The sequence below is a fragment of the Kosakonia sp. H02 genome, from assembly GCA_030704225.1.
In the GTDB taxonomy this organism is placed as follows: domain Bacteria; phylum Pseudomonadota; class Gammaproteobacteria; order Enterobacterales; family Enterobacteriaceae; genus Kosakonia.
In genome coordinates this window covers 4,102,487-4,125,060 of sequence record CP131915.1, presented here as the reverse complement: position 1 = coordinate 4,125,060, position 22,574 = coordinate 4,102,487, and the positions used below count along the sequence as shown (strand labels likewise).

Below are 22,574 nucleotides of genomic sequence, written 5' to 3'. Positions count from 1 at the left end.
GTCATGACCCAGCTTGAGTTTCTCCGTCGCCGCCAGACATTACTGGCGCAGATGGTTCCGGGCAGCGCCGCGTTAATCTTCGCCGCGCCGGAAGCAACCCGCAGCGCAGACAGCGAATACCCCTATCGCCAGAACAGCGATTTCTGGTATTTCACCGGTTTTAACGAGCCGGAAGCGGTGCTGGTGCTGATAAAAAGCGATGACACCCACAACCACAGCGTGATCTTCAACCGCGTGCGCGACAAAACCGCTGAAATCTGGTTTGGCCGCCGTCTGGGCCAGGACGCCGCGCCGGAAAAACTCAGCGTTGATCGCGCGCTGGCCTTCCCGGAAATAAACGATCATCTCTATCAACTGCTCAACGGGCTCGACGCGGTTTATCACGCCCAGGGTGAATACGCTTACGCGGACACCATTGTCTTTACCGCGCTCGATAAGCTGCGCAAAGGGTCGCGGCAAAACATGACCGCGCCCGCCACGCTAACCGACTGGCGTCCGATTGTGCATGAAATGCGCCTGTTTAAATCTGCTGAAGAGATTGAGGTGTTGCGCCGCGCAGGCGAAATCTCTGCCCTGGCGCACACACGCGCCATGCAGGTGTGCCGCCCTGGTATGTTTGAGTACCAGCTCGAAGGCGAAATTCAGCATGAATTCAACCGCCATGGCGCACGTTTTCCCTCCTATAACACCATCGTTGGCGCAGGGGAAAACGGCTGCATCCTGCATTACACGGAAAACGAAAGCCAGATGCGCGACGGCGATCTGGTGCTGATTGATGCCGGGTGCGAATACCAGGGATATGCCGGGGATATCACCCGCACCTTCCCGGTAAACGGCAAATTTACCCCCGCGCAGCGCGAGATTTACGACATTGTGCTGGCCTCCCTTGAGCGCGCCCTTGAACTCTTCCGTCCAGGCACCTCGATTCAGGAAGTGACCGGCGAAGTGGTGCGCATCATGATTACCGGGCTGGTGAAGCTTGGCATTCTGCACGGAGAAGTGGACGAGTTGGTGGCGGAAAACGCCCATCGCCCGTTCTTTATGCATGGCCTGAGCCACTGGCTGGGGCTGGATGTGCATGACGTCGGCGTTTACGGCCAGGATCGCTCTCGTGAGCTGGCTCCCGGCATGGTGCTGACCGTTGAACCCGGTCTCTATATCGCACCGGATGCCGATGTGCCGGAGCAGTATCGCGGGATCGGTATTCGTGTAGAAGACGACATTGTTATCACCGAAAAGGGCAACGAGAACCTCACCGCCAGCGTGGTGAAAAAAGCAGAAGATATTGAGGCGCTGATGGCGAAAGCGCGTTCATGAGTGTGATTATCGTTGGTGGTGGCATGGCTGGTGCAACGCTTGCGCTGGCGATTTCACATCTGACGCAAGGTAAGCTTGCTGTTCATCTGGTGGAAGCCAATGCTCCCGGAGCGCTGGACCACCCTGGTTTCGATGCCCGCGCCATTGCGCTTGCGGCGGGGACCTGCCAACAACTGGCGCGCGTTGGTATCTGGCAGGCGCTTGCCTCCTGCGCAACACCGATTTCCACCGTGCATGTCAGCGATCGGGGGCACGCCGGTTTTGTCACGCTTTCGGCGGCAGATTATCGTATTGACGCCCTCGGCCAGGTGGTTGAGCTACACGATGTCGGGCAGCGACTGTTTACCCTGTTACAGGAAGCCCCCGGCGTTACGCTTCATTGCCCTGCGCGGGTCAGCAGTTTTACCCGTAATGAGCAACAGGTCACTGTGACGCTGGAAAATGGCGAGCATCTTGCGGGTGAATTACTGGTCGCCGCAGACGGTTCCCGTTCGGCAATTGCCGGGCAACTGGGTGTCGAGTGGCAGCAGGCGCCGTATCATCAGGCTGCGGTTATCGCCAATATCACCACGTCTGTTGCCCATCAGGGGCGCGCGTTTGAACGTTTTACTGAACACGGTCCGCTGGCGATGTTACCGATGTCGCAGGGGCGTTGTTCACTGGTGTGGTGCCATCCGCTGGAAAATCAGCAGCAGGTGGCAAGCTGGTCTGATGAACGTTTCTGCCATGAGCTGCAAAAAGCGTTCGGCTGGCGTCTTGGGCGCATCTTACATGCGGGCAAGCGCAGTGTTTATCCGCTGACGTTGACCACCACATCTTCTCCCGTTTCCCATCGCGCCGTGCTGGTCGGCAATGCCGCGCAGACGCTGCATCCTATCGCCGGGCAGGGGTTTAACCTCAGCATGCGTGATGTGATGACGCTGGCGGAAACGCTGTCCGATGCCTGGCTGGAGCAGAAAGATGCTGGCAGCTATCCGGTGCTATTACGTTATCGCCAGCGTCGGCAGGCTGATAAAAATGCCACCATTGGCGTGACCGACGGGCTGGTGCATCTGTTCGCCAACCGCTGGGCACCGCTGGTGGTCGGGCGGAATCTTGGGCTAATGGCAATGGAATTATTCACCCCGGCGCGTGATGTGCTGGCGCAACGAACCCTCGGTTGGGTCGCCCGTTAAGGACAAAGGAGCTAAGAGTGCAGAGTGTTGATGTTGCGATTGTTGGCGGCGGCATGGTAGGGCTGGCGCTGGCCTGCGGGTTACAGGGCAGTGGCTTACGTGTTGCAGTACTGGAGCAGTCTGTTCCTGAACCTTTGGTCGCGGATGCGCCCCCGGCGTTGCGCGTGTCGGCCATTAACGCCGCCAGCGAAAAGCTGCTGACGCATCTTGGCGTCTGGTCGACGATTATCGCCGGACGTGTCGGCCGTTATCACGGTATGGAAGTGTGGGAAAAAGACAGCTTTGGGCGCATCACCTTCGACGACCAGAGCATGGGTTACAGTCATCTTGGCTACATTATTGAAAACGCGCTGATTCACCAGGCGCTGTGGGAAAAGGCGCAGCAGTGCCAGGATGTTACTCTCATCGCACCGGCGGAACTCCAGCAAGTGGCGTGGGGTGAAAACGATGCGTTTCTGACCCTGAAAGATGGCACCATGCTGACCGCCCGGCTGGTGGTCGGCGCAGATGGGGCAAACTCCTGGCTGCGTAATAAAGCAGATATTCCGCTGACCTTTTGGGATTACCATCATCACGCGCTGGTGGCGACAATCCGCACCGATGAGCCGCATCAGGCCGTGGCGCGTCAGGTGTTTCATAACGATGGCATTCTCGCCTTTCTACCGCTCAGCGACCCGCATTTGTGCTCTATTGTCTGGTCGCTGCCGCCCGAACAGGCGAAGGCGATGCAGGAAGCCAGCGACGAATCCTTCAATCAGGCGCTATGCGTGGCTTTTGATAACCGCCTCGGCCTGTGCCACCTCGAGAGCGAACGCCAGATTTACCCGCTCACCGGGCGCTATGCGCGCCAGTTCGCCGGGCACCGTCTGGCGCTGGTGGGCGACGCTGCGCACACCATTCACCCTTTAGCAGGGCAGGGCGTGAATCTCGGCTTTATGGATGTGGCGGAGCTTACCACTGAGTTGCGCCGCCTGAACCGTGAAGGCAAAGATATCGGCCAGCATCTTTATTTGCGTCGCTACGAGCGTAGCCGCAAGCACAGCGCGGCGTTAATGCTGGCAGGGATGCAGGGTTTTCGTGAACTCTTTGCCGGGGCAAACCCGGCGAAAAAGCTGCTGCGCGATATCGGTTTGAAACTGGCCGATACCCTTCCCGGTGTTAAAACACAGTTGTTACGTCAGGCGATGGGCCTTAACGACCAGCCGGAGTGGTTACGTTAACCGCGTCACACTTTCCCTTCCCACCTCCGGGAAGGGACTCTTCCCCCTCATTTGAAATATTCTAATTTCACCCCCTTTTTCAGATTAGTTTTTCTCATCTCACGTTTTTTGCGCGCCGGGGATTTTTGCTCTTAAATGGTGTGAAATACTAATTGTTGCCGCAATAAGCACGTATTAATGACATCTTATTGTTCTTAAGTGGCGATTATTCAGAGTTTCATTCGGTGGTTATCTTTAGTTAACGCGGTCATAAGCTAATGTGATGGCCCACTTTCTCTTATGGTTAAGCACTGCTTTCGGTGATAAGTTCAGGCGAAAGAGAACGTTTGCGTCAACGCCCAATACCGGCGTTGACCCTGGTTTTTTGAGCGAAATTTACGCCGCAAAAAACGTGATAGCTCAGCTTATTCGACGAGGAAAAGATGGCTCAGCAGACCCCTTTATTTGAACAACACACGCTAAGCGGCGCCCGCATGGTCGATTTCCATGGCTGGATGATGCCGCTGCATTACGGCTCGCAAATTGATGAGCACCACGCAGTGCGAACCGATGCCGGGATGTTTGATGTGTCGCATATGACCATCGTTGACCTCAAAGGCAGCCGCACCCGGGAGTTTCTGCGCTATCTGCTGGCAAATGACGTGGCAAAACTCACCAAACCGGGCAAAGCGCTCTATACCGGCATGCTCAATGCCTCGGGTGGTGTGATTGATGACTTAATCGTTTACTACTTCACCGAAGACTTTTTCCGCCTCGTTGTTAACTCCGCCACCCGCGAAAAAGACCTCTCCTGGATTTCCCAACACGCTGAACCTTTCTCCATCGACATCACCGTGCGTGATGACTTGTCGCTGATCGCCGTGCAAGGCCCCCACGCACAAGAGAAAGCCGCAAGCCTGTTTAGCGAAGGGCAGCGCAACGCCGTGGCGGGTATGAAGCCGTTCTTCGGTGTTGAAGCCGGGGATCTGTTTATCGCTACCACCGGTTATACCGGTGAAGCCGGGTATGAAATTGCGCTGCCGAATGAAAAAGCGGCCAGCTTCTGGCAGCAATTGTTGAATGCGGGCGTTAAACCGTGTGGCCTGGGCGCGCGCGACACACTGCGCCTTGAAGCAGGTATGAACCTCTACGGTCAGGAGATGGACGAAGGTGTTTCTCCGCTGGCGGCCAATATGGGCTGGACCATTGCCTGGGAGCCGCAGGATCGCGATTTTATCGGTCGTGACGCGCTGGAACTGCAACGCGAAAAAGGCACCGAACAACTGGTTGGCCTGGTGATGACCGAAAAAGGCGTGCTGCGTAATGAGCTGCCGGTGCACTTCACCGACGCACAGGGCAATGTGCAAAAAGGTGTGATTACCAGCGGGACATTCTCGCCGACGCTTGGCTACAGTATTGCGCTGGCGCGTGTTCCGGCGGGTATCGGCGAAACGGCGGTGGTGCAGATCCGCAACCGCGAAATGCCGGTCAAAGTGACCAAACCTGTATTTGTGCGCGCCGGTAAAGCGGTCGCGTAACCTATTTTTTCTGGAGAGAAAACGATGAGCAATGTACCTGGCGATCTGAAATACAGCAAAGAACATGAGTGGCTGCGCAAGGAGGCGGACGGCACTTATACCGTTGGCATTACCGAACACGCGCAGGAACTGCTGGGCGATATGGTGTTTGTTGACCTGCCGGAAGTGGGCGCAACCGTCGGCGCGGGCGATGACTGCGCCGTTGCTGAATCTGTTAAAGCTGCTTCTGATATTTACGCACCGATCGGCGGTGAAATCGTGGCGGTTAACGAGAGCCTGAATGACTCTCCGGAACTGGTTAACAGCGAACCGTACGGCGAAGGCTGGATCTTCAAAATCAAAGCCAGCGACGAAGCGGAAGTTGACGCGCTGTTAGACGCAACCGCTTATAACGCTCTGCTGGACGAAGAATAAATTTGTGCCGGATGGCACTGCGTTTATCCGGCCTACAAATTGACGTAGATGTAGGCCGGATAAGGCGAAGCCGCCATCCGGCAATCCAGGCCTTCGTTTTATCTATCACTGCACGTTTCAGGAATCCTCGCTCATGACTCAGACGTTAAGCCAGCTTGAACATCATGCTGCATTTATTGGCAGGCATATTGGTCCGGACACAACGCAACAGCAGGAGATGCTGAACACCGTCGGCGCAGACTCGCTGGATGCGTTGATTGCGCAAATCGTGCCGAAAGATATTCAGCTTGCCGTGCCGCCGCAGGTGGGAGAGTCCACCACCGAATACGCTGCGCTGGCCGAACTGAAAACGCTTGCCCGCCGCAACAAGCGCTTTAAGTCTTACATTGGCATGGGCTACGCTGGCGTGCAGTTACCGCCGGTTATCCTGCGCAATATGCTGGAAAACCCGGGCTGGTACACCGCATATACGCCGTATCAGCCGGAAGTGTCGCAGGGGCGTCTTGAATCTCTGCTCAACTTCCAGCAGGTTACCCTTGATCTGACCGGACTTGATATTGCTTCCGCTTCTCTTCTGGATGAAGCAACCGCCGCTGCCGAAGCAATGGCGATGGCAAAACGCGTCAGCAAACTAAAAGGCGCGAACCGCTTCTTCGTTGCGGCAGATGTACATCCGCAAACCCTTGACGTGGTACGTACCCGTGCCGAAACCTTCGGCTTTGATGTGATTGTCGATGAGGCGGATAAAGCGCTCGATCATCAGGATCTGTTCGGCGTGCTGCTCCAGCAGGTCGGCACTACGGGCGAAGTGCATAACTACAGCGCACTGATTAATGAACTGAAGTCGCGCAAAATCGTGGTCAGCGTGGCCGCCGATTTTATGGCGCTGGTACAACTGACCGCACCGGGCAAGCAGGGTGCCGACATCGTGTTTGGCTCCGCGCAACGCTTCGGCGTGCCAATGGGCTACGGCGGCCCGCATGCTGCTTTCTTTGCCGCGAAAGATGAATTCAAACGCTCCATGCCGGGCCGCATTATCGGTGTCTCTAAAGATGCCGCTGGCAATACGGCGCTGCGCATGGCGATGCAGACCCGCGAGCAGCATATCCGCCGCGAGAAAGCGAACTCCAACATTTGTACCTCGCAGGTGCTGCTGGCCAATATCGCCAGCCTGTATGCAGTGTTCCACGGCCCGGCTGGGTTAAAACGCATCGCCGGTCGTATCCATCGCCTGACGGATATTCTGGCCGCTGGTTTGCAGCGTAACGGCCTGAAACTGCGCCACGCTCACTACTTCGACACGCTGTGCGTTGACGTGGCGGATAAAGCGGCGGTGCTGGCGCGTGCCGAAGCCCATGAAATCAACCTGCGTAGCGACATTCTGAACGCGGTAGGCATTACTCTTGATGAAACCACCACCCGTGACGATGTGCTGGCGCTGTTTGATGTGCTGCTGGGCGAGAACCACGGGCTGGATATTGACGCGCTGGATAAAGATGTCGCGCTCGATAGCCGTTCGATTCCGCAAGAGATGCTGCGTGAAGATGATTTCCTGACTCATCCGGTGTTCAACCGCTACCACAGCGAAACCGAGATGATGCGCTATATGCACTCGCTGGAGCGCAAAGATCTGGCGCTGAACCAGGCGATGATCCCGCTCGGCTCCTGCACCATGAAACTGAACGCGGCGGCAGAGATGATCCCGATCACCTGGCCGGAATTTGCAGAACTGCATCCGTTCTGCCCGCCAGAACAGGCGGAAGGCTACCATCAGATGATCGCCCAGCTTTCCGACTGGCTGGTGAAACTGACCGGTTACGACGCACTCTGTATGCAGCCAAATTCCGGTGCGCAGGGTGAATACGCCGGGCTGCTGGCGATTCGCCACTACCACGAAAGCCGCAATGAAGGGCATCGCGATATCTGCCTGATCCCAGGCTCCGCCCACGGCACCAACCCGGCATCGGCGCAGATGGCCGGTATGCAGGTGATCGTAGTGGCCTGTGATAAAAACGGCAACATTGATTTGGCCGACCTGCGCGCGAAAGCTGAGCAGGCGGGCGACAACCTCTCCTGCATCATGGTGACTTACCCGTCAACGCATGGCGTATATGAAGAGACGATCCGCGAAGTGTGCGAAGTAGTGCATCAGTTTGGCGGCCAGGTTTATCTGGATGGCGCAAACATGAACGCGCAGGTGGGTATTACCTCGCCGGGCTTTATCGGCGCGGATGTATCACACCTCAACCTGCACAAAACCTTCTGCATCCCGCACGGCGGTGGCGGCCCTGGTATGGGGCCAATCGGCGTGAAAGCGCACCTTGCACCGTTTGTGCCGGGGCACAGCGTGGTGCAAATCGAAGGTATGCTGACGCGCCAGGGCGCAGTCTCTGCGGCACCGTTTGGTAGCGCGTCGATCCTGCCGATCAGCTGGATGTATATCCGCATGATGGGGGCTGAAGGGCTGAAAAAAGCCAGCCAGGTGGCGATCCTCAATGCCAACTATATTGCCAGCCGCCTGAAAGACGCGTTCCCGGTGCTCTATACCGGCCGCGATGGCCGCGTGGCGCACGAATGCATCCTCGATATTCGCCCACTGAAAGAGGAAACCGGCATCAGCGAACTGGATATTGCCAAGCGCCTGATCGACTACGGCTTCCATGCGCCGACCATGTCGTTCCCGGTAGCGGGCACGCTGATGGTTGAACCGACGGAATCAGAAAGCAAAGTGGAACTGGATCGCTTTATTGATGCGATGCTGGCGATCCGCGGTGAAATCGATCGTGTGAAGCAGGGCGAATGGACGCTGGAGGATAACCCGCTGGTTAACGCGCCGCACACCCAGAATGAGCTGGTCAGCGAGTGGCAACACGCGTATACCCGCGAACTGGCGGTGTTCCCGGCAGGCGCAGCCAACAAATACTGGCCGACCGTGAAACGTCTGGATGATGTTTACGGCGACCGTAACCTGTTCTGCTCCTGTGTGCCGATGAGCGAATATCAGTAATCCCCTGATTCAGCTATCTTTTAAGGACGCTTCGGCGTCCTTTATTGCGGGTAGCTTTCTCGATCTGGCAAAAAGCCCTGTCACATCAGAGGTTTTTGCCATTGCTGGCGATCACTTCTTTGTACCAGTTAAAGCTCTTCTTACGGGAGCGCGACATATCGCCGGTGCCGTCATCGTGTTTGTTCACGTAGATAAAACCGTAACGCTTGCTGTACTGACCGGTGGTGAAAGAGACGCAATCGATACAGCCCCACGGTGTATAACCCATCAGATCTACGCCGTCCCAGGTGACCGCTTTCATCATCTCCTCGACGTGTGCGCGCAAGTAGTCGATACGGTAATCATCGTTGATGCTGCCGTCCTCTTCGACTTTATCGTAAGCGCCAAAACCGTTTTCCACGATAAACAGCGGCTTCTGATAACGCTCATACAGCTCGCACAGGGCGTAGCGCAGGCCAACCGGGTCAATCTGCCAGCCCCAGTCGGAAGCTTTCACATGCGGGTTCGGCACGCTGCCCTGGAAACCTGACAGCGCATCGCCGGAGCCGCCTTCGGCTTTCACCGCGTTGGTCATGTAATAGCTGAAACCAAGGTAATCACAGCAGCCTTCGCGCAGGATCGCTTCATCGCCCGCTTCCATTTTGATATCGAAGCCGCGGCGTTCCCATTCGTTCAGCACATAAGATGGATAGTAACCGCGCAGTTGCACGTCGGTGAACACATAGCGCTCGCGCATGGATTCCTGCGCATACATCACATCTTCTGGCTTACAGGAGAAGGGATAGAGCGGCACCATTGCCAGCATGCAGCCAATTTTCATCGCCGGGTTGATACGGTGACCGATTTTCACCGCCATCGCGCTGGCAATAAACTGGTGATGGAGCACCTGATACATGGTCTCTTCCGGGTTTTCATGGTCGGTATAGACCACACCGGAACAGCAGTAGCCAAATAGCGGTGCGCGCCAGTTACGTTGGTTATTAATTTCGTTGAAGGTCATCCAGTATTTGACCTTGTTTTTATAGCGCTCGAACACGACTTCGGCGAAACGCACAAAGCAATCAACCACTTTGCGGTTGGTCCAGCCGCCATATTCCTGCACGAGGTGCAACGGCATTTCGAAGTGAGAAAGGGTGATTACCGGTTCGATGTTGTATTTCAGCAATTCATCAAACATGTCGTCGTAGAATTTCAGCCCTTCTTCGTTAGGCTGTTGCTCGTCACCTTTCGGGAAGATGCGGGTCCAGGCGATAGAAGTCCGGAAGCATTTGAAGCCCATCTCGGCGAACAGCTTGATGTCTTCTTTATAATGACCATGAAAATCGATGGCTTCGTGGTTCGGGTAGTATTTTCCGGCTTCCACTTGCTGGGTGATTTCTCGCGGTACGCCATGTGCGCCACCGGTCAGCACATCGCAAATGCCTGGGCCTTTGCCGCCTTTATTCCAGCCGCCTTCAACCTGATGCGCGGCGACAGCGCCGCCCCATAAAAAATCTTTCGGTAAGGTCAATTTTTTCATCGTTGCTCTTCTCGTCATATTGGCTGTGAACGAGTCTAGCAAAGGCGAAATGAATGTCACGATATAACAAATTGCCGCTGTGGTAATTTGTTACCGCGAAAAAACATCCTGTTTTTTTATGCTATTTTCTTCGCCAGTTTACGCCCCAGAGACTCCAGAATATAAACCACCGGTATTTGCGTTGTAATATCGTAACCACCGGAAATACGCATTTGTGGCACATGCCAGGAAATATTAAAGTCGGCCAGTTTTGCCAGGCGCGAATGTTCATGGCTGGTAATGGAGAGCACTTTGCAGTGGTGCAGGCTGAACTGGCTGGCGAAACGCAGGATCTCTTCGGTCTCGCCAGAGACAGAAAGGACAATTGCCAGCGCGTTTTTCGCCATATCATTGGTGACCGGAAAATAAGGATCATCGATATGGTTACTGAATTTACCAATATTAGAAAAGAAGCGTGCGCCATATTTCGCCAGTGCACCAGATGTTCCTGCACCGACAAATATAATGCGTTCGGAAGATAATATGATGTCGACGGTGTTATCTAATAATGTGTCAAATTCATCGTTATTCACGCTTTTAAAAAAGCTCATCACTTCGCTGGCCCCAAAATTAGCTTGCGGCGGCTCGTTCTGCTCTAAATACAATTTAAAGCGCACGCGAAATTCCGAGTACCCTTCGCAACTCAGCTTGCGGCAAAAGCGCAGCACCGTGGTTGTGGAGACACCTGCTGCGTCGGCCAGCTCGCGGATCGTCATATACATCACTTTGTCGCGATTTTTGACCACAAAGTTATAAACCATCATCTCCAGGTTGTTGAGGCTGGCAATGGCAGAGTGAGTAAACATCGTCACGGCGGTGTCCTTTGCTTTCAGATAACGTAGCCCGCCCTGCGAAGCGTGGCATGCAAATGTGCCCACATGCTGCCATAACTCTGGCTGGCTTGCCCCGTCTTTTGCGTTGTACAGGCAATTGCACATTTGGACATGATATTTTTTAGCGTACAGGTGTGCACTGGAATCATTCTCAGCTAAGCTGGTATCGCGACATTTTTTGAGTTCTCCTGGAGTTAATTTATGGTTAAGCAACCATTAATCGCACAGGGATATACACTGGCAGAGGAGATTGCCAACAGCATCAGTCACGGTATCGGGCTGGTGTTCGGGATTGTGGGTCTGGTGCTGCTGCTGGTGCAGGCGGTAGACAGCAATGCCAGTACCATAGCCATTACCAGTTATGCACTTTATGGCGGCAGCATGATCCTGCTGTTTCTGGCCTCGACGCTTTACCACGCCATTCCGCATCAGCGGGCCAAAGCCTGGCTGAAGAAATTTGACCACTGCGCCATCTATCTGTTGATTGCCGGAACCTACACTCCGTTTTTACTGGTCGGGCTGGATTCGCCGCTGGCGCGCGGGCTGATGATTGTTATCTGGAGCCTCGCTCTGGTGGGGATCCTGTTTAAGCTCACCATTGCTCACCGTTTCAAAGTGCTGTCACTGGTGACTTACCTGATGATGGGCTGGCTGTCACTGATTGTGATTTATCAACTTGCTACGCGGCTGTCAGTTGGCGGCGTAACGCTGCTAGCGGTGGGTGGTCTGGTTTATTCGCTCGGCGTGATTTTTTACGTCTGCAAGCGCATCCCTTATAACCATGCCATCTGGCACGGTTTTGTGCTCGGCGGCAGTGTCTGCCATTTCCTGGCCATTTATTTGTACGTGGGGCAGATTTAAGCAAACATGCCGGGTGACGCTTTTTGCCAGCCCGGCTCAGACGTATTTATGCTTCCAGCGACTTACTCTTCCAACGAATAGGGCAGCGGTTCGATGCTTAAGGTATTGGCATCATCGCGTACGCGAAATACGCTGCCTGGCTCCATATCGTTGTTCATCACCACCTGAACGATCACTCGCCCGTCATCCAGTTGTGCCGAAGCCAGCACGGTTCCGGTACGACGCCAATTTTCGCCCATCTTCAGCTCCAGATCTTCACCCGCCTCCGGCGCACGGCTGGCGGCTCCTGCCAGATACCACAGCGCACGTTTATTGGCACCGCGGAATTTCGCGCGAGCGACCATTTCCTGCCCGGTATAGCACCCTTTTTTAAAGCTAATTCCGCCCAGCGCCTGAAGGTTGGTTGCCTGCGGGATAAACTGCGCGCTGTTCGGCTCATCAATTACCGGCAAACCCGCTTCGATATTCAACGCCAGCCACTGCTGGCTATTGTTGAGCTGTGCTTCGCCGCGCAGTTTCTCGGTGACCGCTTCTGCGCTGGCTACATCGGTGACCAGCAGGAAGCGCTCGGCGGGATGCGCAAACCACAGCAGGGTCGTTTCACCCTCCTGAACAACCTGCTTTTCGCTGTCCGGCAGCGTTGTAAACAGGTTTGCCAGCGCGGCGCGAGCCTGAAAACCGGCCACACCGAGCAGGACATGCTCGTCGTCAGGCGCAATGGCGACTTTGGAGAAGACGGCATATTTTTTCAGTTCGCGAAGCTGCATGTCACGCACGCTGCGGCGCAAAATCCATGCGAACCCGTCTTTATAGTGGAACAACCGCATATTGCTCCACATTTTGCCTTTAGAATCACAGTGCGCCGCCAGCAGGTGCTGTTCAGCCGCCATCGTTGAGACATCTGCTGTTACCTGGCCTTGCAGGTATTTCTCACTGTCAGCACCGGTGATGGTCGCCAGGGCCCAGTCATCAAGGGTCATAAGCGTCAGCGGCAGACGAGCCGAGGCGGTCGGCTGGCGCGGAGGAAATGGAGTAAAAGCCATAATAATGTCCTGATTAGCTTAACGCTGTGTGGGTACTTAATGGTAAAAGAGCCGTTGTTCATTGCAAGCGCTAAAGCATGCGATTTGTGCCATTGTGCGTTTCTTGCGAAACGTTACGCAGATGAATGATATTTTTGCAAACCATGCGACTTATTCTGGAAGCGGGCTCGTGAAGCGAAATATTCCACAAAAGGAATATTAAAAACACGTTACAATGTGGCCATCATGCCGATACAGGGAGAAACACATGGATATTAATAACAAAGCCCGTATTCACTGGGCTTGCCGTCGCGGAATGCGCGAGCTCGATATTTCCATCATGCCTTTTTTCGAACATGAGTACGACTCGCTGAGCGATGACGACAAGCATCTTTTTGTCCGTTTGCTGGAAAGCGACGACCCGGACTTATTCAACTGGCTAATGAATCATGGCAAACCCCAGGATGCGGAGTTGCAAAGAATGGTGCTGTTAATCCAGACACGGAATCGGGATCGTGGTCCTGTGGCAATCTGAGTTACGCGTCTCGTGGCGCGCACAATGGCTTTCCTTACTGCTGCACGGTCTGGTGGCCGCGCTTGTTTTGTTGATGCCCTGGCCGCTGAGCTATACGCCGCTGTGGCTTTTGTTACTGTCGCTGGTGGTGTTTGACTGCGTACGCAGCCAGCGGCGGATTAACGCTTGCCACGGTGAGATCAAATTGTTGATGGACTCCCGTCTGCGCTGGCAGGGTGTTGAATGGGATATTGTCGGCACGCCCTGGATGGTGCGCAGCGGAATGATGCTGCGTTTACGCCGCGAAGAAGACGGGCGTCGCCAGCATTTATGGCTGGCCGCAGACAGTATGGATGCGCAGGAGTGGCGCGATCTGCGCCGGATGATTTTGCAAAAACCGGCACAGGGGCTGCATTAATAACGGCTGCGGTTCAGGCAAAGCGTTCTGCCATCTCCGTCAGGATTTGCTCGCACCAGGACTCAATGCGCGCCTCGCTCAGATCGTACTGATTGGTTTCATCCAGTGCCAGGCCGACAAACAGTTGCCCATCGGCAATAACCGGCTTGTTGCTGGTGAACTCGTAGCCTTCGGTTGGCCAATAGCCAATGAAGTTGACGCCTTTCGGTGCCAGTTTGTCATGCAGCATACCCAGCGCGTCGAGGAACCACTCGCCATAACCGAGCTGATCGCCCATGCCATATAAAGCAACAATTTTGCCCTCAAGATTAAGGGTGTCGAGCTGCTCCCAGATGGCTTCCCAGTCTTCCTGTAGTTCGCCAAAATCCCAGGTTGGAATGCCGAGGATCAGCGCATCATACTGTTCCATCAGGGCGGGGGCATCGTCTTTCAGGTTGTGTAGCGTCACCAGTTCCGGCCCGATAATGTCGCGGATTTTTTCCGCTGCCATCTCGGTGTAACACGTGCTGGAACCATAAAACAGACCAATATTCATAACGTAAACATCTCGATTCTTGATGTGTCTTTTCACGCAGTGTACCAGAATCGTCCGTCAATCAGGCATAATGCAGCGATTGAGAGAAGGAGAGAGCGGATGGAACAGGATCTCGCACGTATCGAACAATTTCTTGATGCGCTCTGGCTTGAGAACAATCTGGCGGAAAATACGCTCAGCGCCTATCGCCGCGATTTGAAGAGCGTTGTGGAATGGCTACATCACCGGGAAAGCAGCCTTGAGCGCGCGCAGCCCGATGATCTGCAAACGCTTCTGGCCGAGCGCGTCGACGGCGGTTATAAAGCCACCAGCTCCGCGCGTTTGCTGAGCGCCGTGCGGCGGTTTTTTCAGTATCTCTACCGGGAAAAAATTCGCAGTGACGATCCCAGCGCGTCGCTGGCCTCCCCCAAGCTGCCCCAGCGTCTGCCGAAAGACTTAAGCGAAGCGCAGGTGGGCAGGCTTTTACAAGCCCCCACGGTTGACCAGCCGCTGGAGTTACGCGATAAAGCGATGCTTGAGGTGTTATATGCCACCGGGTTACGCGTCACGGAACTGGTGAGTTTGACGATGAGTGATATCAGCCTGCGCCAGGGCGTGTTGCGGGTGATCGGTAAAGGTAATAAAGAGCGTCTGGTGCCGCTGGGAGAAGAAGCGGTTTACTGGGTGGAACAGTTTCTGGAATATGGTCGTCCGTGGCTGCTTAACGGGGCGTCAATCGATGTGCTTTTCCCCAGCCAGCGCGCGCAGCAGATGACGCGCCAGACTTTCTGGCATCGTATCAAGCACTACGCAACACTTGCGGGGATCGACAGCGAAAAGTTATCACCCCACGTTTTGCGCCATGCTTTTGCCACCCATCTGCTCAACCACGGCGCGGATCTGCGCGTGGTGCAGATGTTATTGGGGCATCAGGATCTTTCCACTACGCAAATTTATACGCATGTCGCCACCGAGCGACTGCGCAAGCTTCATCAACAGCATCACCCGCGGGCGTGAATGCTGACAATCTAAGGATGTGTTATGAAAAATGGTTTAATCCTCTTCACCCTCCTGGCCGCCGCCTTTACCGGTGCAGCGCAGGCCGACGACGCCTCTATCAAGCAGTCGCTGGCGAAACTGGGTGTTCAGAGTTCCGAAATTCTGCCCGCTCCCGTTACCGGAATGAAAGCCGTATTGACTAATAGCGGCGTGCTGTATGTCACCGAAGATGGCAAACATATCATCCAGGGGCCGATGTACGATGTCAGCGGCGCGCACCCGGTCAACGTCACCACCAAAATGCTGCTGCCGCATCTCAATGCGCTGGAAAAAGAGATGATTGTTTACAAAGCGCCGCAAGAAAAACATGTTATTACCGTCTTTACCGATATCACCTGCGGTTACTGCCAGAAGCTGCATAGCGAAATGGCGGACTACAACGCGCTGGGTATCACCGTGCGCTACCTTGCTTTCCCGCGTCAGGGCGTACCGAGTGAAGTGGAAAAACAGATGAAGGCTATCTGGTGTGCGAAAGATCCGAAGCAAGCCTTCGATGATGCGATGGCCGGCAAAGGCGTGAAACCTGCCAGCTGCGATATCGATATCGCTAACCACTACGCGCTCGGCGTGCAGTTTGGCGTTAACGGCACCCCGGCTATCGTGCTGAACGATGGCTACCTCGTTCCGGGTTATCAGGCTCCTTCTGAAATGAAAGCCTTCCTCGATCAACATCAAAAAGCCACTGGCGGTAAATAATTCGCGTGAAAGCTCAGATACAACTTCGCCGCCGTGAGGTGGATGACTCCGTAGAACTGGCGGATTCGTTACCGCCGCTGCTGCGCCGCTTATACGCCAGCCGTGGTGTGCGTAATGCCAGCGAACTGGAGCGTAGCGTAAAAGGCATGCTGCCGTGGCAGCAACTGACCGGCATTGATGATGCGGTAACGCACCTCTATAACGCGCTACGCGAAGGGTTGCGCATTATTGTGGTCGGTGATTTCGATGCCGATGGCGCAACCAGCACTGCACTCAGCGTGCTGGCGTTGCGCTCGCTGGGTTGTGAAAACGTCAGTTACCTGGTGCCGAACCGTTTTGATGATGGCTATGGCCTGAGCCCGGAAGTGGTCGATCAGGCCCATGCTCGTGGTGCACAGCTGATCCTCACGGTGGATAACGGCATTTCGTCCCACGCGGGGGTTGCGCGGGCACATGCGCTGGGCATTCCGGTGGTCGTGACCGATCACCACCTGCCGGGCGATACGCTACCGGATGCGGAAGCCATCGTTAACCCGAACCTGCGCGACTGCGATTTCCCATCGAAATCGCTGGCAGGCGTTGGCGTGGCGTTCTATTTGATGCTGGCGCTGCGCGCATTTCTGCGCGACAACGGCTGGTTTGAATCACGCGGTTTAGCCATGCCAAACCTGGCCGAACTGCTCGATTTGGTGGCGCTTGGCACGGTGGCGGATGTGGTGCCGCTGGATGCCAACAACCGCATTCTGACCTGGCAGGGGCTGAGCCGTATTCGCGCCGGGCGCTGCCGCCCCGGTATTAAAGCCCTGCTGGAGATTGCCAATCGCGACGCGCAAAAACTGGCGGCCAGTGACTTAGGTTTTGCGCTCGGCCCGCGTCTCAACGCCGCAGGCCGGCTGGACGATATGTCTGTTGGTGTCGCGCTATTGCTGTGCGATAACCTCGGCGAAGCGCGCCAGCTTGCCAGCGATCTCGATGCCCTCAACCAGACGCGCAAAGAGATTGAGCAGGGCATGCAGGCGGAAGCGCTGACCCTGTGCGAACAGCTTGAACGCAGCAGTGAAACGTTGCCTGGCGGTCTTGCGATGTACCATCCCGAGTGGCATCAGGGCGTGGTCGGTATTCTCGCTTCGCGTATCAAAGAGCGTTTTCACCGCCCGGTAATCGCCTTTGCACCTGCCGGAGAGGGGGTGCTGAAAGGCTCTGGCCGTTCTGTGCAGGGGCTGCATATGCGCGATGCACTGGAGCGGCTCGATACCCTTTATCCCGGTATGATGCTGAAGTTCGGCGGTCATGCGATGGCAGCAGGGCTGACGCTGGAAGAAGTGCATTTTGACGTGTTCCAGCAGCGCTTTGGCGAACTGGTCACCGAGTGGCTGGATCCGGCGCTGTTGCAGGGTGAAATTATCTCTGATGGGCCGCTCACGGCACAGGAGATGACCCTTGACGTCGCAGAGATGCTGCGCGAAGCCGGCCCCTGGGGGCAGATGTTCCCGGAACCGCTGTTCGACGGCGAGTTTCGTCTGTTGCAGCAGCGGCTGGTGGGCGAGCGCCATTTGAAGGTGATGCTCGAGCCGGTCGGTGGCGGGCCGCTGCTCGACGGTATCGCGTTTAATGTCGATACCACCTGCTGGCCAGACAACGGCGTGCGGCAGGTGAATATTGCTTATAAACTTGATGTAAACGAGTTTCGCGGCAACCGTAGCGTGCAGCTGATCATCGAAAATCTCTGGCCACTTTAGCGCCAGTATTCGCTACAAATAAGGGCGTAGATCCGGTAGACTCACGCCCTTATCACCGCTTTTTGACAAGTCAATTAAAAGAAATCAGACCATGTTTGAAATTAACCCGGTAAAAAATCGCATTCAGGACCTCACGGAGCGCTCCGACGTTCTTAGGGGGTATCTTTGACTATGACGCCAAGAAAGAGCGTCTGGAAGAAGTAAACGCCGAGCTGGAACAGCCGGACGTATGGAATGAGCCAGAGCGCGCACAGGCGCTGGGCAAAGAACGTTCATCACTCGAAGCCATCGTTGATACGCTGGATCAGATGCGCCAGGGCCTGGAAGATGTGGCAGGCCTGCTGGAGCTGGCCGTTGAAGCCGACGACGAAGAGACTTTCAACGAAGCCGTCGCCGAATTAGATGTGCTGGAAGAGAAACTGGCGCAGCTTGAGTTCCGTCGCATGTTCTCTGGCGAGTACGACAGCGCCGATTGCTACCTGGACATCCAGGCTGGTTCTGGCGGCACCGAAGCGCAAGACTGGGCCAGCATGCTGATGCGTATGTACCTGCGTTGGGCGGAAGCGCGCGGCTTCAAGACGGAAATTATCGAAGAGTCTGAAGGCGAAGTTGCGGGTATCAAATCCGTCACCATCAAGATTATTGGCGATTACGCTTACGGCTGGCTGCGTACCGAAACCGGCGTGCACCGCCTGGTGCGTAAGAGCCCGTTCGATTCCGGCGGTCGCCGTCATACCTCTTTTAGCTCCGCGTTTGTTTACCCGGAAGTGGAAGACGATATCGATATCGAAATCAACCCGGCGGATCTGCGTATCGACGTTTATCGCGCGTCCGGCGCGGGCGGTCAGCACGTTAACCGTACTGAATCCGCAGTACGTATTACCCATATTCCGACCGGGCTGGTGACACAGTGCCAGAATGACCGCTCTCAGCATAAAAACAAAGACCAGGCCATGAAGCAGATGAAAGCGAAGCTTTATGAACTGGAGATGCAAAAGAAAAATGCCGAGAAGCAGGCGATGGAAGATACCAAGTCCGACATCGGCTGGGGTAGCCAGATCCGTTCTTATGTCCTGGATGATTCCCGCATCAAAGATCTGCGCACCGGGGTTGAAACCCGCAATACGCAGGCGGTGCTGGACGGCAGCCTGGATCAATTTATTGAAGCAAGTTTGAAAGCAGGGTTATGAGGAACCAACATGTCTGAACAACAAGCACAGGGCGCTGACGCGGCAGTTGAACTTAATAATGAACTGAAAAACCGCCGCGAGAAGCTGGCGCTGCTGCGCGAGCAGGGCGTTCCGTTCCCGAACGATTTTCGTCGTGACCAGACCTCTGACAAGCTGCACGCCGAATTCGATGCCAAAGAGAACGAAGAGCTGGAAGCGCTCGGCATTGAGGTTTCCGTTGCGGGTCGTATGATGACGCGCCGCATTATGGGTAAAGCCTCTTTCGTTACCTTGCAGGACGTGGGTGGTCGCATCCAGTTATATGTTTCCCGCGACGATCTGGCGGAAGGCGTTTACAACGAGCAGTTCAAAAAATGGGATCTCGGCGACATCCTCGGCGCGCGCGGCAAGCTGTTCAAAACCAAGACCGGTGAACTCTCCATCCACTGCACCGAGCTGCGTCTGCTGACCAAAGCCCTGCGCCCGCTGCCGGATAAATTCCACGGCTTGCAGGATCAGGAAGCGCGTTATCGTCAGCGCTATCTCGATCTGATTGCCAACGAAGAGTCGCGCAACACCTTCAAAATTCGCTCCCGTATCATGGCCGGTATCCGCCAGTTCATGGTTGGCCGCGACTTTATGGAAGTGGAAACCCCAATGATGCAGGTGATCCCAGGCGGGGCGTCCGCGCGTCCGTTTATCACCCATCACAACGCGCTCGACCTCGACATGTACTTGCGTATCGCGCCGGAACTGTACCTTAAGCGTCTGGTGGTTGGCGGTTTTGAGCGTGTGTTCGAAATCAATCGCAACTTCCGTAACGAAGGCATCTCCGTGCGTCATAACCCTGAGTTCACCATGATGGAACTCTACATGGCGTACGCGGATTACAAAGACTTGATCGAACTGACCGAATCCCTGTTCCGTACCCTGGCACAGGACATTCTCGGCACCACAGAAGTGCCGTATGGCGATCAGGTTTTCGACTTCGGCAAGCCGTTTGAAAAACTGACCATGCGCGAAGCCATCAAAAAATACCGTCCGGAAACCGAGATGACGGAGTTGGATAACTTCGACAGCGCAAAAGCCATTGCTGGAAGCATCGGTATCAAGGTAGAAAAAAGCTGGGGTCTGGGGCGCATCGTGACCGAGATCTTCGAAGAAGTGGCGGAAGCGCACCTGATCCAGCCGACCTTTATTACGGAATACCCGGCAGAAGTTTCGCCGCTGGCGCGCCGTAATGACGAGAACCCGGAAATCACCGATCGCTTCGAGTTCTTTATCGGCGGTCGTGAAATCGGTAACGGCTTTAGCGAACTGAATGATGCCGAAGACCAGGCGCAGCGCTTTGCTGACCAGGTCGCGGCGAAAGACGCAGGTGATGACGAAGCGATGTTCTTCGACGAAGATTATGTTACCGCGCTGGAACACGGTTTGCCGCCGACTGCCGGTCTGGGCATTGGCATCGACCGTATGGTGATGCTGTTTACCAACAGCCACACCATTCGTGACGTGATCCTGTTCCCGGCGATGCGTCCGGTGAAATAATCACAACGCGCTAAAAGCCCCGACGTTTACGCGCCGGGGCTTTTTTATGGCTGTAATTCGGCAACAAATTGCCGCAGTTTCTCTTTTGCGCTCGCGGCTTCTGCCGCCATCCACGGGCTGAACGCCCAAGGCGTCGCCTCCAGCGCACGCAGCAGCGCTTCCAGTTCAACCCATTGATATTGCATTACTTCATCGTAGTTGATCTTCACCGGCGTAATAACCTGTGCGGCTGAAACCGGGCAAATCTCGTTTTCGACAATGCCGGACGGGTCGGTTTCGCGATAGCGAAAATCGGTGGCGATCGGTGTGATGCGGGTGATTTCGGCACCGACTTCATGACGGCAGCGGCGGATAATTGCCTGCCCGGTGGTTTCGCCTGTTTGCGGATGACCGCAAACGGAGTTAGTCCAGACGCCCGGCCAGGCCTTTTTGCTCATGGCGCGCCGCGTAACCAGGCATTCGCCCGACGCATTAAAAAGCCAGCAGGAGAAGGCCAGATGTAGCGGTGTTTGTGATGTGTGCGCGGCGTATTTTTCCTGTCTGCCGATGACGGTTCCTTCGTCGTTAACTAATAAGACATGTTCTTGTGTGTCCATAACGACTCCCGTACTGAAAATGCCGATGGCGCTACGTTTACCCGGCCCGTGGCATAAACATCTGTGCAGGCCCGGCAGGCGCAGCGCCACCGTGTGGTCATAATTATATCCAGGTCTCCGGCGAAAAATTTTGCTTACAGAGCGGAAAATGGCATCAATTTATGGGAAATATTGCCCAGGGTTATCTGATTGCGCGTCAGGCGGCGTGAAAGGGTTGGCATCAAACTTATGGCTGTTATCATATGACGCCCTTTATTTCATTCGAGGATCTGTTTTGCGCGCAGGACGCCTGATGAGAAATCCATTTCATATGGTCATTTGCCTGGTAATAGCTTTGCTATTGGCGGGCTGCGCCGGGAATAAATCCTCCGGCAGCTATTCCGGCTCTACCTATACGGTGAAGCGCGGCGATACGCTGTACCGCATTTCTCGCATGACCGGCACCAGTGTGAAAGAGCTGGCGAGCATGAACGGTATTTCACCGCCGTACACCATTGAAGTGGGGCAGCGGCTGAAAGTGAAAGGTTCGACGAAAGCGTCGTCATCTTCCGGGAAATTAGCCAAAGCCAGGCCGTCTTCCGCCGTTCCGCAATCGTCATGGCCGCCGGTCGGCCAACGTTGCTGGCGCTGGCCGACTACCGGGAAAGTGATCCTGACCTATTCCACATCTGATGGCGGTAATAAAGGCATTGATATTGCCGGTTCGCGCGGACAGCCGATTTACGCCGCCGGCGCGGGCAAAGTGGTCTATGTTGGTAGCCAACTGCGCGGCTACGGCAATCTGATCATGATTAAGCACAGCGAAGATTACATCACCGCTTACGCGCATAACGATACGTTGCTGGTAAATAATGGGCAGAGCGTGAAGTCCGGGCAGAAAATTGCCACCATGGGCAGCAGCGACGCCGACTCCGTGCGCCTGCACTTCCAGCTGCGTTACCGGGCGACGGCAATTGATCCGCTGCGCTATTTGCCGCCGCAGGGCAGCGCACCGAAGTGTTAATTTCGGCGCTAACAGGCCATAAATTAACCTGTTAGCGTTTCGGTGGGTTGTCAGACGCAATGTAAAGTCTATAATGCGTAACGCACTCCAAGGCGGGCGTAGTTCAATGGTAGAACGAGAGCTTCCCAAGCTCTATACGAGGGTTCGATTCCCTTCGCCCGCTCCAGCCCTTTAAAATCCTTATAACTCAATGAGTTAACTATAAGGTAATGTGACCAAAGTACCGCTATTTACCCTGAAAGTTGCCGCGATTTGTTGAACGGTGAACAGGGAGTTTAGCAAAGCGCTGGCGGTCGTTCCACTTGTCATACCGCGATAGCCCAACATGAACAGAAAGCCGCACACCCGGCATGATTCCCTGAAACTTACAGCGAGGCGCATTCCGCCCGATGCT

General features: G+C 55.2%; 20 protein-coding genes and 1 tRNA gene. 16 read left to right on the top strand and 5 right to left on the bottom strand.

Going from position 1 to position 22,574, the window contains the following annotated elements:
- Positions 1 to 3 precede the first annotated feature (3 nt).
- From pepP to gcvP, 6 genes are all read left to right on the top strand, one after another.
- The gene (gene pepP, locus Q5705_19340) at positions 4 to 1,317 is read left to right on the top strand and encodes a Xaa-Pro aminopeptidase (GenBank protein ID WLI76694.1); all 1,314 of its coding nucleotides are present in this window, start codon (positions 4 to 6) and stop codon (positions 1,315 to 1,317) included.
- Positions 1,314 to 2,492, top strand: a complete 1,179-nt coding sequence (ubiH, locus tag Q5705_19335) for a 2-octaprenyl-6-methoxyphenyl hydroxylase (GenBank protein ID WLI76693.1) — start codon at positions 1,314 to 1,316, stop codon at positions 2,490 to 2,492. The genes pepP and ubiH overlap by 4 nt, the downstream gene beginning before the upstream one ends.
- 17 nt (positions 2,493 to 2,509) lie before the next feature.
- Complete coding sequence (gene ubiI / locus Q5705_19330) at positions 2,510 to 3,712, top strand: FAD-dependent 2-octaprenylphenol hydroxylase (protein ID WLI76692.1); 1,203 nt, start codon at positions 2,510 to 2,512, stop codon at positions 3,710 to 3,712.
- Positions 3,713 to 4,134: 422 nt separating this feature from the next.
- Entirely contained in the window at positions 4,135 to 5,229 is a 1,095-nt protein-coding gene (gene gcvT, locus Q5705_19325) for a glycine cleavage system aminomethyltransferase GcvT (protein ID WLI76691.1), read from the top strand.
- A gap of 24 nt (positions 5,230 to 5,253) precedes the next feature.
- The gene (gene gcvH / locus Q5705_19320; GenBank protein ID WLI76690.1) at positions 5,254 to 5,643 is read left to right on the top strand and encodes a glycine cleavage system protein GcvH; all 390 of its coding nucleotides are present in this window, start codon (positions 5,254 to 5,256) and stop codon (positions 5,641 to 5,643) included.
- A gap of 133 nt (positions 5,644 to 5,776) precedes the next feature.
- A complete protein-coding gene (gene gcvP, locus Q5705_19315) occupies positions 5,777 to 8,650 on the top strand; it encodes an aminomethyl-transferring glycine dehydrogenase (GenBank protein ID WLI76689.1) in 2,874 nt (957 codons plus the stop codon).
- Positions 8,651 to 8,735: 85 nt separating this feature from the next.
- Here the strand turns inward: gcvP and Q5705_19310 are convergent, their stop codons facing one another.
- Both Q5705_19310 and Q5705_19305 read right to left on the bottom strand, forming a co-directional pair.
- Complete coding sequence (locus Q5705_19310) at positions 8,736 to 10,169, bottom strand: 6-phospho-beta-glucosidase (GenBank protein WLI76688.1); 1,434 nt, start codon at positions 10,167 to 10,169, stop codon at positions 8,736 to 8,738.
- 116 nt (positions 10,170 to 10,285) lie between these two features.
- Positions 10,286 to 11,014, bottom strand: a complete 729-nt coding sequence (locus tag Q5705_19305) for a MurR/RpiR family transcriptional regulator (GenBank protein WLI79068.1) — start codon at positions 11,012 to 11,014, stop codon at positions 10,286 to 10,288.
- Positions 11,015 to 11,242: 228 nt separating this feature from the next.
- Here Q5705_19305 and Q5705_19300 point away from each other — a divergent pair, with 228 nt between their 5' ends.
- Positions 11,243 to 11,902 carry a hemolysin III family protein gene (locus tag Q5705_19300; GenBank protein WLI76687.1) on the top strand — a complete coding sequence of 220 codons (660 nt, stop codon included), beginning with the start codon at positions 11,243 to 11,245 and terminating at the stop codon, positions 11,900 to 11,902.
- Positions 11,903 to 11,964: 62 nt separating this feature from the next.
- Here the strand turns inward: Q5705_19300 and ygfZ are convergent, their stop codons facing one another.
- Positions 11,965 to 12,945, bottom strand: a complete 981-nt coding sequence (gene ygfZ, locus Q5705_19295) for a tRNA-modifying protein YgfZ (GenBank protein WLI76686.1) — start codon at positions 12,943 to 12,945, stop codon at positions 11,965 to 11,967.
- Between the two features lie 247 nt (positions 12,946 to 13,192).
- On the opposite strand from ygfZ, the gene sdhE reads away from it, so the two are divergent.
- Positions 13,193 to 13,459 (top strand): FAD assembly factor SdhE, encoded by a 267-nt coding sequence (gene sdhE / locus Q5705_19290; protein WLI76685.1) that lies wholly within the window; start codon positions 13,193 to 13,195, stop codon positions 13,457 to 13,459.
- The gene (locus tag Q5705_19285; protein WLI76684.1) at positions 13,440 to 13,856 is read left to right on the top strand and encodes a protein YgfX; all 417 of its coding nucleotides are present in this window, start codon (positions 13,440 to 13,442) and stop codon (positions 13,854 to 13,856) included. Before sdhE ends, Q5705_19285 begins: the two co-directional genes overlap by 20 nt.
- 13 nt (positions 13,857 to 13,869) lie before the next feature.
- Here Q5705_19285 and fldB read toward each other — a convergent pair whose 3' ends face one another.
- On the bottom strand, positions 13,870 to 14,391 hold the full coding sequence (gene fldB / locus Q5705_19280; GenBank protein ID WLI76683.1) for a flavodoxin FldB: 522 nt from the start codon (positions 14,389 to 14,391) through the stop codon (positions 13,870 to 13,872).
- Between the two features lie 99 nt (positions 14,392 to 14,490).
- On the opposite strand from fldB, the gene xerD reads away from it, so the two are divergent.
- From xerD to lysS, 5 genes are all read left to right on the top strand, one after another.
- Positions 14,491 to 15,387 (top strand): site-specific tyrosine recombinase XerD, encoded by an 897-nt coding sequence (xerD, locus tag Q5705_19275; protein ID WLI76682.1) that lies wholly within the window; start codon positions 14,491 to 14,493, stop codon positions 15,385 to 15,387.
- A gap of 24 nt (positions 15,388 to 15,411) precedes the next feature.
- Positions 15,412 to 16,125: a bifunctional protein-disulfide isomerase/oxidoreductase DsbC gene (gene dsbC, locus Q5705_19270; GenBank protein ID WLI76681.1), complete on the top strand. Its 714-nt coding sequence runs from the start codon at positions 15,412 to 15,414 to the stop codon at positions 16,123 to 16,125.
- Positions 16,126 to 16,130: 5 nt separating this feature from the next.
- Positions 16,131 to 17,864: a single-stranded-DNA-specific exonuclease RecJ gene (gene recJ / locus Q5705_19265; GenBank protein WLI76680.1), complete on the top strand. Its 1,734-nt coding sequence runs from the start codon at positions 16,131 to 16,133 to the stop codon at positions 17,862 to 17,864.
- Positions 17,865 to 17,955: 91 nt separating this feature from the next.
- Positions 17,956 to 19,054, top strand: a protein-coding gene (prfB, locus tag Q5705_19260) for a peptide chain release factor 2 (GenBank protein WLI76679.1) whose coding sequence is annotated in 2 segments (ribosomal slippage) — positions 17,956 to 18,030 and positions 18,032 to 19,054 — 1,098 coding nt in all. Because the reading frame shifts where the segments join, the coding sequence is not laid out codon by codon here.
- A gap of 9 nt (positions 19,055 to 19,063) precedes the next feature.
- A complete protein-coding gene (lysS, locus tag Q5705_19255) occupies positions 19,064 to 20,581 on the top strand; it encodes a lysine--tRNA ligase (protein ID WLI76678.1) in 1,518 nt (505 codons plus the stop codon).
- Between the two features lie 44 nt (positions 20,582 to 20,625).
- Here the strand turns inward: lysS and idi are convergent, their stop codons facing one another.
- Positions 20,626 to 21,177, bottom strand: a complete 552-nt coding sequence (idi, locus tag Q5705_19250; protein ID WLI76677.1) for an isopentenyl-diphosphate Delta-isomerase — start codon at positions 21,175 to 21,177, stop codon at positions 20,626 to 20,628.
- A 292-nt stretch (positions 21,178 to 21,469) separates the two neighbouring features.
- Between idi and actS the strand changes: the two genes are divergently transcribed.
- Both actS and Q5705_19240 read left to right on the top strand, forming a co-directional pair.
- A complete protein-coding gene (actS, locus tag Q5705_19245) occupies positions 21,470 to 22,180 on the top strand; it encodes an amidase activator ActS (protein ID WLI76676.1) in 711 nt (236 codons plus the stop codon).
- 92 nt (positions 22,181 to 22,272) lie between these two features.
- A tRNA-Gly gene (locus tag Q5705_19240) sits at positions 22,273 to 22,346 on the top strand.
- Positions 22,347 to 22,574: the final 228 nt, after the last annotated feature.

What these genes read in the sequence shown, in the direction of transcription:
- fldB (WLI76683.1), bottom strand. Translation starts at nt 14,391, where the DNA reads ATGAATATTGGTCTGTTTTATGGTTCCAGCACGTGTTACACCGAGATG.
- idi (WLI76677.1), bottom strand. Translation starts at nt 21,177, where the DNA reads ATGGACACACAAGAACATGTCTTATTAGTTAACGACGAAGGAACCGTC.
- actS (WLI76676.1), top strand. Translation starts at nt 21,470, where the DNA reads ATGAGAAATCCATTTCATATGGTCATTTGCCTGGTAATAGCTTTGCTA.
- pepP (WLI76694.1), top strand. Translation starts at nt 4, where the DNA reads ATGACCCAGCTTGAGTTTCTCCGTCGCCGCCAGACATTACTGGCGCAG.
- gcvT (WLI76691.1), top strand. Translation starts at nt 4,135, where the DNA reads ATGGCTCAGCAGACCCCTTTATTTGAACAACACACGCTAAGCGGCGCC.
- Q5705_19305 (WLI79068.1), bottom strand. Translation starts at nt 11,014, where the DNA reads ATGTTTACTCACTCTGCCATTGCCAGCCTCAACAACCTGGAGATGATG.
- gcvP (WLI76689.1), top strand. Translation starts at nt 5,777, where the DNA reads ATGACTCAGACGTTAAGCCAGCTTGAACATCATGCTGCATTTATTGGC.
- ubiH (WLI76693.1), top strand. Translation starts at nt 1,314, where the DNA reads ATGAGTGTGATTATCGTTGGTGGTGGCATGGCTGGTGCAACGCTTGCG.
- xerD (WLI76682.1), top strand. Translation starts at nt 14,491, where the DNA reads ATGGAACAGGATCTCGCACGTATCGAACAATTTCTTGATGCGCTCTGG.
- dsbC (WLI76681.1), top strand. Translation starts at nt 15,412, where the DNA reads ATGAAAAATGGTTTAATCCTCTTCACCCTCCTGGCCGCCGCCTTTACC.
- sdhE (WLI76685.1), top strand. Translation starts at nt 13,193, where the DNA reads ATGGATATTAATAACAAAGCCCGTATTCACTGGGCTTGCCGTCGCGGA.
- Q5705_19300 (WLI76687.1), top strand. Translation starts at nt 11,243, where the DNA reads ATGGTTAAGCAACCATTAATCGCACAGGGATATACACTGGCAGAGGAG.
- ygfZ (WLI76686.1), bottom strand. Translation starts at nt 12,945, where the DNA reads ATGGCTTTTACTCCATTTCCTCCGCGCCAGCCGACCGCCTCGGCTCGT.
- gcvH (WLI76690.1), top strand. Translation starts at nt 5,254, where the DNA reads ATGAGCAATGTACCTGGCGATCTGAAATACAGCAAAGAACATGAGTGG.
- lysS (WLI76678.1), top strand. Translation starts at nt 19,064, where the DNA reads ATGTCTGAACAACAAGCACAGGGCGCTGACGCGGCAGTTGAACTTAAT.
- Q5705_19310 (WLI76688.1), bottom strand. Translation starts at nt 10,169, where the DNA reads ATGAAAAAATTGACCTTACCGAAAGATTTTTTATGGGGCGGCGCTGTC.